This is a genomic window from Klebsiella pneumoniae, assembly GCF_000742135.1.
Classification (GTDB): domain Bacteria; phylum Pseudomonadota; class Gammaproteobacteria; order Enterobacterales; family Enterobacteriaceae; genus Klebsiella; species Klebsiella pneumoniae.
The window spans coordinates 1167618-1183279 of record NZ_KN046818.1 but is presented as its reverse complement, the minus strand read 5'-3'; the positions used below and the strand labels follow the sequence as shown (position 1 = coordinate 1183279).

14 protein-coding genes are annotated in these 15662 nt (G+C 60.1%); 10 read left to right on the top strand and 4 right to left on the bottom strand.

Features of this window, described 5'->3' with window-relative positions:
* Positions 1-40 precede the first annotated feature (40 nt).
* From DR88_RS19490 to DR88_RS19510, 5 genes are all read left to right on the top strand, one after another.
* Positions 41-661 (top strand): DUF2291 family protein, encoded by a 621-nt coding sequence (locus DR88_RS19490; protein ID WP_002893596.1) that lies wholly within the window; start codon positions 41-43, stop codon positions 659-661.
* 1 nt (position 662) lies between these two features.
* The gene (locus DR88_RS19495) at positions 663-2207 is read left to right on the top strand and encodes a sugar ABC transporter ATP-binding protein (protein ID WP_004176928.1); all 1545 of its coding nucleotides are present in this window, start codon (positions 663-665) and stop codon (positions 2205-2207) included.
* Positions 2208-2224: 17 nt separating this feature from the next.
* Positions 2225-3292 (top strand): ABC transporter permease, encoded by a 1068-nt coding sequence (locus DR88_RS19500; RefSeq protein ID WP_004147507.1) that lies wholly within the window; start codon positions 2225-2227, stop codon positions 3290-3292.
* 60 nt (positions 3293-3352) lie between these two features.
* Positions 3353-4150: an SDR family oxidoreductase gene (locus tag DR88_RS19505; protein WP_004191416.1), complete on the top strand. Its 798-nt coding sequence runs from the start codon at positions 3353-3355 to the stop codon at positions 4148-4150.
* A gap of 200 nt (positions 4151-4350) precedes the next feature.
* The gene (locus DR88_RS19510; protein WP_009483798.1) at positions 4351-5136 is read left to right on the top strand and encodes an SDR family oxidoreductase; all 786 of its coding nucleotides are present in this window, start codon (positions 4351-4353) and stop codon (positions 5134-5136) included.
* Positions 5137-5188: 52 nt separating this feature from the next.
* On the opposite strand, the gene DR88_RS19515 is transcribed toward DR88_RS19510, so the two are convergent.
* A complete protein-coding gene (locus tag DR88_RS19515; RefSeq protein WP_025862091.1) occupies positions 5189-5794 on the bottom strand; it encodes a glutathione S-transferase in 606 nt (201 codons plus the stop codon).
* A gap of 254 nt (positions 5795-6048) precedes the next feature.
* Between DR88_RS19515 and DR88_RS19520 the strand changes: the two genes are divergently transcribed.
* Positions 6049-6942 carry a LysR substrate-binding domain-containing protein gene (locus tag DR88_RS19520; RefSeq protein WP_025862092.1) on the top strand — a complete coding sequence of 298 codons (894 nt, stop codon included), beginning with the start codon at positions 6049-6051 and terminating at the stop codon, positions 6940-6942.
* Here the strand turns inward: DR88_RS19520 and DR88_RS31715 are convergent.
* On the bottom strand, positions 6939-8195 hold the full coding sequence (locus DR88_RS31715) for a mechanosensitive ion channel family protein (RefSeq protein WP_004147504.1): 1257 nt from the start codon (positions 8193-8195) through the stop codon (positions 6939-6941). The two genes, DR88_RS19520 and DR88_RS31715, sit on opposite strands and share 4 nt — an antisense overlap.
* A 224-nt stretch (positions 8196-8419) precedes the next feature.
* Here DR88_RS31715 and ivy point away from each other — a divergent pair, with 224 nt between their 5' ends.
* Positions 8420-8866, top strand: a complete 447-nt coding sequence (gene ivy, locus DR88_RS19530; RefSeq protein WP_023342938.1) for an Ivy family C-type lysozyme inhibitor — start codon at positions 8420-8422, stop codon at positions 8864-8866.
* Between the two features lie 45 nt (positions 8867-8911).
* Here ivy and betT read toward each other — a convergent pair whose 3' ends face one another.
* Positions 8912-10945, bottom strand: coding sequence for a choline BCCT transporter BetT (gene betT / locus DR88_RS19535; protein WP_004142478.1), 2034 nt, complete (start codon positions 10943-10945; stop codon positions 8912-8914).
* A 128-nt stretch (positions 10946-11073) separates the two neighbouring features.
* On the opposite strand from betT, the gene betI reads away from it, so the two are divergent.
* Genes betI through betA form a run of 3 tightly spaced genes read left to right on the top strand, consistent with a single transcriptional unit; the run spans position 11074 to position 14825 of the window.
* Positions 11074-11661, top strand: a complete 588-nt coding sequence (gene betI, locus DR88_RS19540; RefSeq protein ID WP_004151671.1) for a transcriptional regulator BetI — start codon at positions 11074-11076, stop codon at positions 11659-11661.
* A 13-nt stretch (positions 11662-11674) separates the two neighbouring features.
* A complete protein-coding gene (betB, locus tag DR88_RS19545) occupies positions 11675-13147 on the top strand; it encodes a betaine-aldehyde dehydrogenase (RefSeq protein WP_004147503.1) in 1473 nt (490 codons plus the stop codon).
* Positions 13148-13160: 13 nt separating this feature from the next.
* Positions 13161-14825: a choline dehydrogenase gene (gene betA, locus DR88_RS19550; protein WP_004142489.1), complete on the top strand. Its 1665-nt coding sequence runs from the start codon at positions 13161-13163 to the stop codon at positions 14823-14825.
* Positions 14826-14945: 120 nt separating this feature from the next.
* Here the strand turns inward: betA and DR88_RS19555 are convergent, their stop codons facing one another.
* Positions 14946-15641: a GNAT family N-acetyltransferase gene (locus tag DR88_RS19555; RefSeq protein ID WP_004223536.1), complete on the bottom strand. Its 696-nt coding sequence runs from the start codon at positions 15639-15641 to the stop codon at positions 14946-14948.
* Between the last annotated feature and the right edge of the window lie 21 nt (positions 15642-15662).

Genomic DNA, 15662 nt, shown 5'->3' with positions numbered 1-15662 from the left:
CGGGTGGTTGCGCCCCTGCGGGGGCGCAGAGGAGAGCATTATGTTTAAGAAAACCTGTCTGACGCTGGCCGTACTGGCGCTAGGGGGCTGTCGCATCGTCTCGCAGCAGGAGCTGGCAGACCTGAAATCCCCGCCCAACCCGCATATGGCGAATATGGATAAAACCTGGCAGCAGAGCATCGTACCGCAGGTGGTGACGAAAGCGCGTCCGGCGGCGGAACTGATGAGCGCGCTCAAGGCGGCAAAAGACATTGATAGCGCCTGTAAAACCCTCGGCTACCGTGCGCAGGATGAAAACCCCTGCATCTTCTACGTCAAGGTTTCAGGTACCGTCAGCAAACTCGATACCGCCTCGCGCAGCGGCAAAATGACCTTGACCGACGCCAGCGTCGGGAAGGTGACGGTGCAGATTGGCCCTACCCTGCGCGGCACCCAGCTGCGCGACGGCTACAGCGGCGCCAGCTATCAGGACTTTAATGACCAGGTGCTGTTCGGCGAGTACAGCAAGAATATCAACAGTCAGGCGGTCAAAATGATTCAGACAGCCAACGTCAAAACCGGCGACAGCGTGGAGGTGTACGGCGTCTTCTCGGCCTGGGATATTCCGCAAACTCTCCCGGAAATTACCCCGGCGAAAATCATTCATGCAGGGGGACAATAATATGGCGCCGCACGATCTCGTCGCTCCCCAGCCCGTTGAGTCCGAAGTGATTATCGAAACCCGCGGCCTGTCGCGCGTCTATCCCGGCGTAACCGCCCTGGATAATGTCAATTACCGGGTCTATCGAAATAAGGTCAACGTGCTGATCGGAGAAAATGGTGCGGGTAAATCCACCATGATGAAAATGCTTGCCGGTGTGGAAACGCCCTCCTCCGGGCAAATTATCCTCGATGGTGAAGCAGTTTCATTACAGTCGACGCATCAGGCAGAAAAACTGGGCATCAGTATTATTTTTCAGGAACTGAATTTATTTCCCAATATGAATGTGATGGACAACATCTTCATGGCGAATGAATTCTTTCAGAAAGGACGCATTAACGAAAAATACCAGTACGCGCTGGCCAAATCGCTGCTGGAACGGCTGGAGCTGGATGTCGATCCTTACGCTCCGCTGGGTGAACTCGGTATCGGCCACCAGCAGTTAGTCGAGATTGCCCGCGCCCTGTCGAAAGACACCCGCGTGCTGATCATGGACGAGCCCACCTCGGCGCTGAGCCAGTCTGAGGTCAAAGTGCTGTTCAAGGTGATCGCGCAGCTTAAGCGGCGCGGCGTGACCATCATCTATATCTCGCATCGCCTCGAAGAGCTGATGGAGATTGGCGACAACATCACCATTTTCCGCGACGGTCGCTTTATCAGCGAGCGTCACGTCAGCGACGCCAGCGTACCGTGGATCATCGAGCAGATGGTCGGTGATAAGAAAAAACACTTTGATTATCAACCGGCGCCAAAAGGCGACGCAGTGCTTGACGTCAAAGGGCTGACCGCGCTGCATCCCAGCGGCGGTTACAAGCTCAATGACGTCACCTTCACCCTCAGCAAAGGCGAAGTGATCGGTATTTACGGCCTGCTGGGCGCCGGGCGCACCGAGCTGTTTAAAGGCCTGGTCGGCTTGATGCCCTGCCAGCGCGGCGAGGTGCATCTTAACGGCGAAAGCATCGGCAAATCTCGCTTTCAACAGCGCCTGAAAAAGGGGCTGGCGCTGGTGCCGGAGGACCGTCAGGGCGAAGGCGTGGTGCAGATGATGTCGATTCAGGCCAACATGACGCTCTCTGATTTCAGCCTGCAGGGGTTCCGCCGCGCCTGGCGCTGGTTGAACCCGCAAAAAGAAGAGACCTGCGTGAAAGAGATGATCCAGCAGCTGGCGATCAAGGTCAGCGACGCCACATTGCCCATCACCTCGCTGAGCGGCGGCAATCAACAAAAAGTGGTGCTGGGTAAAGCGCTGATGACCCAGCCGCAGGTGGTGTTCCTCGACGAACCGACGCGCGGCATCGACGTCGGCGCGAAAACCGACGTCTATCACCTGATCGGCAAAATGGCTCAGCAGGGGCTGGCGGTGATGTTCTCATCTTCGGAACTGGATGAGGTGATGGCCCTGGCCGACCGCATCCTGGTGATGGCCGATGGCCGCATTACCGCCGATTTACCGCGCCATGCGGTGACCCGCGAACAGTTAATCGCGGCTTCAACACCTCAAGATTAATCAGGCTGGAATCCATCATGAACCAGAAATATATGATTTATATGTACCTGCTGAAGGCCCGCACCTTTATCGCCCTCCTGCTGGTGATCGCGTTCTTCAGCGTGATGGTACCCAACTTCCTGACCGCCTCTAACCTGCTGATCATGACCCAGCACGTGGCGATCACTGGCCTGCTGGCCATCGGCATGACGCTGGTCATTCTCACCGGCGGCATTGATTTGTCCGTCGGCGCGGTAGCGGGGATCTGCGGCATGGTGGCGGGTGCGCTGCTGACCAACGGCCTGCCGCTGTGGAACGGCGATATCCTCTTCTTTAATGTCCCGGAGGTGATCCTCTGCGTGGCGATCTTCGGTGTGCTGGTCGGTCTGGTCAACGGCGCGGTGATCACCCGCTTCGGCGTGGCGCCGTTTATCTGCACCTTAGGCATGATGTACGTCGCCCGCGGCTCCGCGCTGCTGTTTAACGACGGGAGCACCTACCCGAATCTCAACGGCATGGAAGCGCTGGGCAACACCGGTTTCGCCACCCTCGGCTCCGGCACCCTGCTCGGCGTCTATCTGCCGATCTGGCTGATGATCGGCTTCCTCGTGCTGGGCTACTGGCTGACCACTAAAACGCCGCTTGGCCGCTACATCTACGCCATCGGCGGCAATGAGTCTGCCGCCCGCCTCGCCGGCGTGCCGATCGTGAAAGCGAAAATATTCGTCTATGCCTTCTCCGGCCTGTGCGCGGCGTTTGTCGGCCTGATCGTCGCATCACAGCTGCAAACCGCGCACCCGATGACCGGCAACATGTTTGAGATGGACGCCATCGGCGCCACCGTGCTCGGCGGTACCGCGCTGGCCGGCGGCCGCGGCCGGGTGACCGGGTCAATTATCGGCGCCTTCGTCATCGTCTTCCTTGCCGACGGCATGGTGATGATGGGCGTCAGCGACTTCTGGCAGATGGTGATTAAAGGCGTGGTGATTGTCACCGCTGTGGTCGTCGACCAGTTCCAGCAGAAGCTGCAGAGCAAGGTCATCCTGATGCGCCGCCACGAGGAAAAACTGGACGCCATCCCCCCCAACGGCGCCACCTCCAGCTAACCGGCAACGATTCACATCTTCCGCCGGGCCTGGTGCCCGGCTCAGCGAAAGGGAAAAAATATGCAACGAGATTTCCAGAACAAAACGGTGGTGATCACCGGCGCCTGCCGCGGCATCGGCGCAGGCATTGCCGAGCGCTTTGCCCGCGACGGCGCAAACCTGGTGATGGTCTCCAACGCCGAGCGCGTTCACGAGACCGCCGAAACCCTGCGTCAGCGCTATCAGGCGGATATTTTATCGCTGCAGGTCGATGTGACCGACGAAGCGCAGGTGCAGTCGCTGTATGAGCAGGCCGCCGCCCGCTTCGGCACCATCGACGTCTCCATTCAGAACGCCGGGGTGATCACCATCGATTACTACGACCGGATGCCAAAAGCCGATTTCGAAAAAGTGCTGGCGGTCAACACCACCGGCGTGTGGCTGTGCTGCCGCGAGGCGGCCAAATATATGGTGAAACAGAATCACGGCAGCCTGATCAACACCTCTTCCGGCCAGGGGCGACAGGGTTTTATCTACACGCCGCACTACGCCGCCAGCAAAATGGGCGTGATCGGCATTACCCAAAGCCTGGCGCACGAGCTGGCGCCGTGGAACATCACCGTCAACGCCTTCTGCCCCGGCATTATTGAAAGCGAGATGTGGGATTACAACGACCGCGTGTGGGGCGAAATTCTCAGCACCGAGCAGAAGCGCTACGGCAAGGGCGAACTGATGGCGGAATGGGTCGAAGGGATCCCAATGAAACGCGCCGGTAAGCCGGAAGACGTGGCCGGGCTGGTGGCCTTCCTCGCCTCCGACGACGCGCGCTATCTCACCGGGCAGACCATCAATATCGATGGCGGTTTGATTATGTCGTAATCCCCGCGGGTTAGCGGGCCCCATAGCCCGAATAAGGCGTCCCGCATTGGCGCCACCACGCCGGGACGTCCCCCCGGTGGCGCTTCGCTTACCGGGGCTACGTAACACCGCCGAAAGGTTGCCCGGATAAGGCGCGGCGCGCCGCCATTCGGGAAACAGGGCTCCCGACGTTCGACACTATATTGAAGAGAGTAAACATTATGATCGGTAAAGACTTTGCACAGCAGCTGTTTAACCTGCGGGATCGCGTCGCTTTCGTCACCGGCGCCGGCAGCGGCATCGGCCAGACCATCGCCTGCAGCCTCGCCAGCGCGGGTGCACGGGTAGTCTGTTTTGATCTTCGCGACGACGGCGGGCTGGCGGAAACGGTCAGCCATATTGAATCCATCGGCGGTCAGGCTTGTTCTTTTACCGGCGATGTCCGCCAGATTGCCGACCTGCGCGCCGCCGTTGCGCTGGCCAAAAGCCGCTATGGCCGCCTCGATATCGCCGTTAACGCCGCCGGGATCGCCAACGCCAATCCGGCCCTGGAGATGGAGAGCGAGCAGTGGCAACGGGTTATCGACATCAATCTCACCGGCATATGGAACTCCTGCAAAGCGGAAGCGGAACTGATGCTGGAGTCCGGCGGCGGGTCGATTATCAATATCGCCTCGATGTCGGGGATTATTGTTAACCGCGGCCTCGACCAGGCGCATTACAACTGCTCCAAAGCCGGCGTGATCCATCTGTCGAAAAGCCTGGCGATGGAGTGGGTGGGCAAAGGGATCCGCGTCAATTCCATTAGCCCGGGATATACCGCCACGCCGATGAATACCCGTCCGGAGATGGTGCACCAGACCCGCGAGTTTGAAAGCCAGACGCCGATGCAGCGAATGGCGAAGGTGGAAGAGATAGCCGGCCCGGCGCTGTTCCTCGCCAGCGACGCCGCCTCGTTCTGCACCGGCGTAGACCTGGTGGTCGACGGCGGGTTTGTCTGCTGGTGATCCTCTCCTGCTTCAGGGCGCCACGCTGCGGCGCCCCTCTCCACCCCTGCCGTTAACCCAGCGGATACTGTTGAAACGCCGGCAGCGCCTCTCCCTTCTCCGCCAGCGCGCGAATATGCGGAAACGCCGCGGCCGACACCACCGCCGGGATCATCAACTGGATAAAGGACCAGACCACCGTGCTGGTGACCAGCACCTGATCCGGCTGCGCGGCGGCGGCGCGGTCTGCCAGCCGGGCGTCCCACTCCCGACAGGCGGCCAGCAGCTGGCCGGTCACCCGGGCTACCCACGGCTGATGCTGCTTCTCTTCCGGCCGCAGACGGTACTCATAAACATGCTGGACCGCTTTTTCACAGGCGGCGAGGATCACCCCCAGCAGGTGCAGATCGCGGGCCAGCGCCTCGGGATGCGCGGGAAGCTGCCGGCGCCCGGCCGGATTGGTCGTTTCGAAATAGTGGAGGATCAGCGTGGAGTCCATCAGCTGCGTCCCGCTATCGAGCACCACCGTCGGCGCCTTGACCACCGGATTAATGCGGGAAAATTCGTCAAAGCCGCTAAAGACCGATAGCGGCAGGCTCTCGAATTCCACGCCATAGAGCGCCAGAGAAACCGCCACGCGTCTTACATAAGGTGAATCCATCATACCAATGAGTTTCATCGTCACTCCTGCCTGCGATAAAGAGGTTGCGGCTTTACCTTACTGGAAAACCGATGCCGCGAATATCACCAGATACTTACCGCAACGGTTAGTAAAACTAACAGATTGGCGACTCGCTGTAGCCCTCCAGTCCCCCTTGTGCTATACCGACTGAGGCGGCATTTAGCCCCTTTTTCAGCCTGTTCGCGGCGGCTATAAAACCCGCTAACCCGGTAGTAACGTTAACGTATCGACTCACTGACTGAGAGATCACCATGGCAGATTTTCCCCCTGTCGCCAGCCTGCGCAGCTTTGAGGCGGTGGCGCGCCTCGGCAGCGTAACGCAGGCCGCCCACGAGATGAGCGTGACCCATTCGGCGGTCAGCCAGCACATCAAACAGCTGGAAGCCCTGGTCGGCGTCACGCTCTTTATCCGCCACGGCCGCGGAGTGCGCATCACGGAAGAAGGACGGCTCTATGCCCTGCAAATCCGCGAGGCGTTACAGCACATCGCCGACGCCACGCGCATGGTGCAGATCAAACCCCGCACCCTGGAAGTGACCCTGGCGACGCTCCCCTCCTTTGGCTGCCACTGGCTGCTGCCGCGGCTGGCGCGCTTTCAGGCGCGGCATCCGCAGATCGCGGTGCGCCTGCTGACCAGCCTGGCGGTGGTTAACCTGCAACAGGAGGGTATCGATCTGGCCATACGCATGGGGCAAGGCGACTGGGAGGGGATGGAAAGCCGGCATCTGTTTGCCGATGAACAGCTGGTGGTCGCCGCCCCCGGCTATCGCGGCGGTAACCTGCCGACCACCCCGCAGGCGATCGCCGCCAGCGATATTATTTTTTCCATGGAGTCCTGGAACGCCTGGTGCAGCCAGGCGGGGCTGGAAAAGCCGATCGTCCCCTCAGGCCTGCGCCTGAACGACTCCAATCTGGTGCTGGAGGCGGTTCGTCTGGGGGCCGGCGTGGCGCTGGAGCGGCGCTCCCTGGTGGCGGGGGCGATAGCCCGCGGCGAGCTGGTGCAGCTCACCGCCGTCACCGTCCCCTACCCCTGGCACTACTGGCTAACCGTCTCCCCGCAGGCGGAGAACCGGCCGGAAGTCGCCCGGTTCATCACCTGGCTGGAGGAGGAGATCGCCCTCTGGCGCCAGCAGATCAGCGCTTAGCCTTCGGCCGACGGCGGCAGGCCCGTCCGGGCGGCGTGCTCCTGGGAGAGACGCCAAAAATCGTGCCCGGCGGGATACTGATAGAGGCGCAGGGAAAACTGTCCGGCCACCGCGGTAATGTACTCAAATATCGCCGACTGGGTATTTTCGTAGTCTTTCCACAGCGTTGAGGTGGTGAAGCAGTAAATCTCCAGCGGGATGCCCGAGGGCGACGGTTTCAGCGTTCTCGCCACAATGTACATCTCCTTAATAATATCCGGCCGCTCGGCGAGATAGTGCATCAGATAGTGGCGAAACAGGGTCAGGTTGGTTAGCCCGTTATCGACAAACCAGCGGTCGGCCACGCCGCCGGGATCCCGGCCGTCAAGCAGCGTCGCCAGAGGCTCACTCACCCCGCGGATGGTCAGCATCGAGGAGAGCATCTCCTGGTCGAGAAAACGCACCGAGTGCTGATCGATGGCGATACTGCGCATGATCCGCCGCGCCCCGGAGGAGAACATCGCCTGCCAGTTGGTATAGGTCTCGGTGAGGAAATTCTTGGTCGGGATACGGGAGATGGTATTGTCCCAGTTGCGGATGGTAATGGTGTGCAGCGCGATATCCGTCACCTCACCGCTGAGGTTCTTGTCAGGCATTTCAATCCAGTCCCCCAGCTGGAGCACGTCGTTGGACGACAGCTGAACGTTCGCCACCAGCGACAGCAGAGTATGCTGGAACACGATCATCAGTACCGCCGCCACGGCCCCCAGACTGGAGATGATAATGATCGGCGATTTGTTCGACATCACGGCTAGGATCATGATCGCCGCCAGGATGTGGACTAAGATTTTGCCTATCTGGATATAGCCCTTAATGGAATGATTTTTACGTTTGGTCTTTCGCAGATAGGAGCTGTTGACAATATCCAGCATCTCGTTGAAAAACACCGACATAAAAATAAAAAACAAGATCCCGCAGATAGTATTAATCGCCGTCACCAGCGATGCCGGCATCGCCGGCATAAACTGCAGAACGTAATAGACGATAATAACCGGAATGAAATTGGACAGCTTTTCGGCGATGCGTCGATCCTTCTCCAGCGGCACATCCTGTTTGTGGCTACTAAAGAAGACCTTACGCACCACTTTAATCAGCAAGAACTTGCATAAAAGATGGGCAAATATGCCGGAGAGCAGCAGCAGAATAAGATTAAACCCCACCGCCAGCGCCGGATTACTCTCAATAAACGTCAGTAGATGATTCACATACGCCATGCTTTATCGCCTGAATAACTATGCCACTTCGCTAACTGCTTTATCCCAAGGGCATATATTTGGAAAATAAATCAATCCGCATCATGGCATATCGCTTAGCGTAACGTCCATGCGCGCACCGCCTCTAATCATTCACAGAAAATATGTCAGAGTTTGCATTAATCATTCTCTACGCTCACTATAAAGAGGCTTGTTATGAGGACGGAATAAGTCCAGGAGGAAACATGTTTAAAGCTCTTACCGCTATCGTCGCCTTAGCCGCCTCCGCCAGCGTTATGGCGCAAAGCGATGTCACGCTGAACAGTCTGGCTCACGATGCCACCACCCGGGCGTCGTTTAACCAGATGGTCAAAGGCCATCAGCTGCCCGCCTGGGTGACCACCGGCGGCACCGGTTCGCCCGCGCAGACGGTGAAACTGGGTAGCGAATCCTGGCAGGTGTTAAGCGCCTGCAAACCCCACGACTGCGGCCATGAACGTATCGCGGTGATCTGGTCGGAAAAAAGCAAACAGATGTCCGGCGTTTACTCGGTGGTCGATGAAAAAACCGACCAGGAGAAGCTGACCTGGCTTAACGTCAGCGATGCCCTGTCCATCGATGGCAAAACCGTGCTGTTTGCCGCCCTCAGCGGCAGCCTCGACAACCATCCGGACGCCTTTAACTACCAGTAACGACCATCGCCCCCGTCAGCCTTTCCCCGACGGGGGCTTCCCTGATTAGCCATCCGGGAACATCACGCTGTTCCCCGGCGCTTCCCGATGCAGATGGATAAAGTTCAGGTGCCGCTCGTACTGGTCGAGAATATCGGTGATCACCTGCTCTTTGCTGTAGTCCATCAGGTCGTTACCCTGACTGCCCTCCAGCAGGAAGGTCTCCAGCCGGTAATAGGTGGATTTCCCGCTGCGCGCCCGATAGGTAAAGCCCGGCACCGAGTACTGCTGCGGCCAGATCTTGTAGATAAAGTTCTGCTCGTCGCCCATGTGCACCAGCAGATCGAGGTGGCCAAGGTTCTCACCCTCTTCCGGCGGCAGGCTCTTCAGTTCCACCGCGGCGCCGCGCAGCCGCAGCTCCTGGGCCACCTCCTCCATCGCCGGGTAGCACACCGTCTCCATCATCAGTTTGGTATAGCGCGTGCCGGGGTAATTCATCAGCCGCGACAGGCGCTTCTTCCAGCTCAGACGATCCTGGAGGCCCATCGGGCGCGGGGCGGTGTCGCGGCTGGCGCTGACCCGACGGTAATCTTCCACTTTCAGAGATTTATACAGTCCGGCCATCACGAAGAAAATCACAAAGCTGAACGGCAGCCCCATGATCACCGTGGTGTTCTGCAGCGCCGAGATGCCGTTGGTCATCAGCATCCCGAGGGTCAACAGACCGATGGCCACCGACCAGAAGATGCGCAGCCAGTTCGGGGCGTCGCTGTTGATGTCCTTCAGCTTCGAGGTGAAGTTCCCCAGCACCAGCGCGCCGGAGTCGGCGGAGGTAACGTAAAACAGCAGACCGGTGATGGTCGCCACCGACGCGCTAAAGGTAAACGCCGGATACTGCGCCAGCAGGCTGTAGAAGCCGCGCTCCGGGTGGGCCATCGCCTCCTGGGCAAAGGCCGCGTCGCCGTGGATGATCTCATACAGCGCGCTGTTGCCGAACACCGACAGCCACAGCAGGGTAAAGGTGAAGGGAATAATCAGGGTGCCCATCACAAACTGGCGGATGGTGCGCCCGCGCGAAATGCGCGCCAGGAACAGGCCCACAAACGGCGACCAGGCCACCCACCACGCCCAGAAAAAGAGCGTCCAGTTGTTCATCCATTCCACCGGCCGGTCGAAGGCGAAGCTGTTCAGCGTCATGCCCATAAAGCGATTGACGTAGTCGCCGACGTTGAGCACTAACGCATTGAGCAGGAAGGAGGTATCGCCCATAAACAGCACGAACAGGATCAGCCCCAGCGCGAGGGCGACGTTCAGCTCGGAGAGCACGCGGATGCCCTTGTCCACCCCGGAGGTGACCGAGATGGTGGCGATGATCACCGACAGCGCAATCAGGGCCGCTTTCGCCGCCAGCGAGTCCGGAATATCGAACAGCACGCTCAGACCGTAGTTGAGCTGCACTACGCCGATACCGAGGGTGGTGGCGATGCCGAAGATGGTGCCGATCACCGCCGCAATATCGACGCTGTGGCCGATAGGCCCATTGATCCGTTTGCCAAAAATCGGGTACAGCGCCGAGCGGATGGTGAGCGGCAAATTATAACGATAGCTAAAGTATCCCAGCGCCATGCCCATCAGGGCATACATTGACCAACCGGTTAAGCCATAGTGAAACAGGGTCCAGACCATCGCCTGGCGCGCCGCCTCGATGGTCTGCCCCGCCCCTTCCGGCGGCTGCATATATTGCGTCACCGGCTCGGCGACCGAGAAGAACATCAGGTCGATGCCGATGCCGGCGGCGAACAGCATCGCCGCCCAGCTCAGCAGGCTGAACTCGGGCTTTGACTGCTCCGGCCCGAGCTTCACCGAGCCGAAGCGCGAGCAGGCAATGCAGACGACGAAGACGATATACAGCGTCGCCGCCAGCAGATAGTACCAGCCGAAGGTTTTCGACACCCAGTCCAGGGTGCGCCCAATCCACTCGGCAGAAAAATCGCGAAAAAAGATCGTCATCAGGGAAAACAACAAAATCAGTCCGGCCGAGGTATAAAAAACCACCGGATTGATTTTGTCCTTTTCTCTGCTTTGCGAAAGATCTGTCATCCAGTATCCCCACTGTTTTTGTAACTATTAAAATCCAAATCCGCAACAATTAAGACACATTTTATATTGAACGTCCAATCAAAAACCGCTTTAATAGTTAACCAACGCTGATGAATGGAGTGGCAAAAATGCCCAAACTGGGGATGCAGCCGATCCGGCGCAGGCAGCTGATCGACGCCACGCTGGACGCAATAAATGAAGTCGGTATGCACGACGCGACCATCGCGCAGATTGCCCGGCGGGCGGGCGTATCGACGGGGATCATCAGTCACTATTTCAAAGACAAAAATGGTCTGCTGGAGGCGACCATGCGCGACATCACCAGCCAGCTGCGCGACGCGGTGCTCAACCGTCTGCACGCTCTGCCGGACGGCAGCGCCAGCCAGCGTCTGCAGGCGATTGTCGGCGGCAACTTTGATGAGACGCAGATCAGCAGCGCGGCGATGAAGGCCTGGCTGGCCTTTTGGGCCAGCAGCATGCACCAGCCGATGCTTTATCGGTTACAGCAGGTCAGCAGCCGTCGCCTGCTGTCGAACCTGGTGTACGAATTCCGCCGCGAGCTGCCGCGCGAGCAGGCGCAGGAGGCCGGCTACGGGCTGGCGGCGCTGATAGACGGCCTGTGGCTGCGGGCGGCGCTCAGCGGCAAACCGCTGGATAAAACGCTGGCGCAGTCGCTGACCAGCCACTTTATTCGTCAGCATTTACCGAACCCATAACCGAGGAGGCGTTATGTCCCGAATGGCAGAACAGCAGCTTTATATTAATGGTGGTTATACATCGGCCACCAGCGGTCGCACCTTCGAGACCATCAACCCTGCCACTGGCGAGGTGCTGGCGACCGTTCAGGCTGCCGGACGCGAGGATGTCGACCGCGCCGTCGAGAGCGCACAGCGTGGGCAAAAAATCTGGGCGGCAATGACCGCCATGGAACGCTCGCGTATCCTGCGTCGCGCCGTCGACCTTCTGCGCCAGCGCAACGACGAGCTGGCGCGACTGGAGACCCTGGATACCGGGAAACCTCTCAGCGAAACCGCCGCCGTCGATATCGTCACCGGCGCCGACGTGCTGGAGTATTACGCCGGATTGATCCCGGCGCTGGAAGGCAGCCAGATCCCGCTGCGCGACAGTTCCTTCGTCTATACCCGTCGCGAACCGCTGGGGGTGGTAGCCGGGATCGGCGCGTGGAACTACCCGATCCAGATCGCCCTGTGGAAATCGGCGCCAGCGCTGGCCGCTGGCAATGCGATGATTTTCAAACCGAGCGAAGTCACCCCGCTGACCGCCCTCAAGCTGGCGGAAATTTACAGCGAAGCGGGCCTGCCGGACGGGGTGTTTAACGTCCTGCCAGGGATCGGCGCGGAAACCGGCCAGTATCTGACCGAGCATCCGGACATCGCCAAAATCTCCTTCACCGGCGGCGTCGCCAGCGGCAAAAAAGTGATGGCCAACTCGGCCGCTTCATCACTGAAAGAGGTCACCATGGAGCTGGGCGGCAAATCGCCGCTGATTATCGCCGATGATGCCGACCTCGACCTCGCCGCCGATATTGCCATGATGGCCAACTTTTACAGCTCCGGCCAGGTCTGCACCAACGGCACCCGGGTGTTTGTCCCGGCGAAACAGAAGGCGGAATTCGAGCACAAGATCCTCGAGCGGGTGGCCCGCATCCGCGCCGGCGATCTGTTTGCCGACGACACCAACTTCGGCCCGCTGGTCAGCTTCCCCCATCGCGACAACGTTCTGCGCTATATCGAGAGTGGCAAACGCGAAGGCGCGCGCCTGCTGTGCGGCGGCGAGGCGCTGAAAGGCGACGGTTTCGATAACGGCGCGTGGGTCGCCCCGACGGTGTTTACCGATTGCAGCGACGAGATGACCATCGTGCGCGAAGAGATCTTCGGCCCGGTGATGTCGATCCTCAGCTATGCCGACGAAGCGGAGGTCATTCGCCGCGCCAACGCCACCGAATACGGCCTCGCCGCCGGCGTGGTGACGCCCAACCTCAACCGCGCTCACCGAATTATCCACCAGCTGGAAGCCGGCATCTGCTGGATCAACAGCTGGGGGGAATCCCCGGCGGAAATGCCGGTTGGCGGCTACAAACACTCCGGCATTGGCCGCGAGAACGGCGTGATGACGCTGCAGAGTTACACCCAGGTGAAGTCCATCCAGGTTGAGATGGGTAAATTCCAGTCCATATTTTAACCGGGAGGTTTTTTTGCAATTTGACTACATCATTATTGGTGCCGGCTCCGCCGGCAACGTTCTGGCAACACGACTGACTGAAGATCCAAACACCACCGTCCTGCTGCTGGAAGCCGGCGGCCCTGACTACCGGTTCGATTTCCGCACCCAGATGCCCGCCGCGCTGGCTTATCCGCTGCAGGGCAAGCGCTACAACTGGGCCTACGAGACCGAACCTGAGCCGTACATGAACAATCGCCGCATGGAGTGCGGACGCGGCAAAGGGCTCGGCGGATCCTCGCTGATCAACGGCATGTGCTACATTCGCGGTAACGCGATGGATCTGGATAACTGGGCCAAAGAGCCGGGTCTGGAACACTGGAGCTATCTCGACTGCCTGCCCTACTACCGGAAAGCGGAAACCCGCGATATCGGGCCTAACGACTACCACGGCGGCGATGGCCCGGTGAGCGTGACGACGCCGAAGCCGGGCAATAATCCGCTCTTCGAGGCGATGGTTGAAGCCGGGGTGCAGGCGGGCTATCCGCGTACCGACGATCTCAACGGCTACCAGCAGGAAGGCTTTGGCCCGATGGACCGCACCGTGACGCCGCAGGGCCGTCGCGCCAGCACCGCCCGCGGCTATCTCGACCAGGCGCGCGGTCGCCCGAACCTGACCATCCGCACCCATGCGCTGACCGATCACATTATTTTTGCCGGCAAGCGCGCGGTGGGCGTCGAGTGGCTGGAGGGAGAGAGCACGATCCCGTCAAAAGCGACGGCCAACAAAGAGGTGCTGCTGTGCGCCGGGGCGATTGCCTCGCCGCAGATCCTGCAGCGCTCCGGCGTGGGTAACCCGGAGCTGCTCAGGCAGTTCGATATCCCGGTGGTGCACGATCTCCCCGGCGTGGGTGAGAACCTGCAGGACCATCTGGAGATGTATCTGCAGTACGAGTGCAAAGAGCCGGTATCGCTCTACCCGGCGCTACAGTGGTGGAACCAGCCGAAGATCGGCGCCGAGTGGCTGTTCGGCGGCACCGGCATCGGCGCCAGCAACCAGTTCGAAGCGGGCGGTTTTATCCGCAGCCGCGCAGAGTTCGCCTGGCCGAACATTCAGTACCACTTCCTGCCGGTGGCGATTAACTACAATGGCTCCAACGCGGTGAAAGAGCACGGCTTCCAGTGCCACGTCGGCTCGATGCGTTCGCCCAGCCGCGGCCACGTGCGCCTGAAGTCGCGCGACCCGCACGCCCATCCGGCGATCCTGTTTAACTATATGTCCCATGAGCAGGACTGGCAGGAGTTCCGCGACGCCATCCGCATTACCCGGGAGATCATGAACCAGCCGGCGCTGGATAAGTATCGCGGTCGCGAAATCAGTCCGGGAATAGAATGCCAGAGCGATGCCGAACTGGATGAGTTTGTGCGCAACCACGCCGAGACCGCGTTCCACCCGTGCGGGACCTGTAAGATGGGTTACGACGAGATGGCGGTGGTCGATGGCGAGGGCCGCGTCCACGGTCTGGAAGGATTGCGGGTGGTCGACGCCTCGATCATGCCGCAGATCATCACCGGCAACCTCAACGCCACCACCATTATGATCGGCGAGAAGATGGCCGACGCCATTCGCGGCCGCCAGCCGCTGCCGCGCAGCACCGCGACGTATTATGTCGCTGGCGACGCGCCGGTTCGCCGTTAACAGGTCAATGCCGGGCGGCGACTACGCCTTGCCCGGCCTACCCTGAGGCGATGTAACGTAGCCCCGGTAAGCGCAGCGCGACCGGGGTGCCGTTCCGGGTTTTGACCCCATAGGTTGATGTTAGCGAAACGCCTCCAGGCGCTTAATCTGCTGACCGTCGGCAGTAAAGTTCTCCGCCGCCAGCCACGCCCGCAGCGCCGCATCGCGCGCAGGCCACTCGCCGTCGATGATGGACAGCATATCGCTGTCGCGCGTCCGCCCTTTACGCACCAGCCTCTGCCGCAGACGTCCTTCCCAGCTAAAGCCCAGCCGCTCGGCGGCGCGGCGCGAGGCGACATTCATCGAATCGCATTTCCACTCCAGCCGACGATAGCCATGGTCAAAGCCGTTTTTGAGCAGCAGCCAGACCGCTTCGGTACCCAGCGGGGTGTTTTTCATCCGTCGCGACCAGGTGACATGGCCGATCTCAACCGTGCCCATTTCCCGCTCGATCGCCATATAGCTGACGATGCCCACCGCCTGCTCGCTACGCAGGTCAACCACCGCATACGGCACCAGGGCATCATCATTCACCTTGCCCGCGATCCAGTGGGCGGTCGCCGTCACGCTCTCCGGCCGCGTAGACGCCAGCCACGTCCAGTCGCTGTTGTCGCCGAGCGCATAGGCGGCAAACAGATCCGCCGCATGACGGTCAACGTCCAGCGGCTCCAGGCGGCAAAAACGGCCATTTAACGCCGTCCGCCGCAGGACTTGCGCCCCCTGCCAGCCAGGGACCAGGTCGTTCACCTGCTGGCCATACTCATTAATTTCCGGCACACCCACCTCCTCGCAATAGAC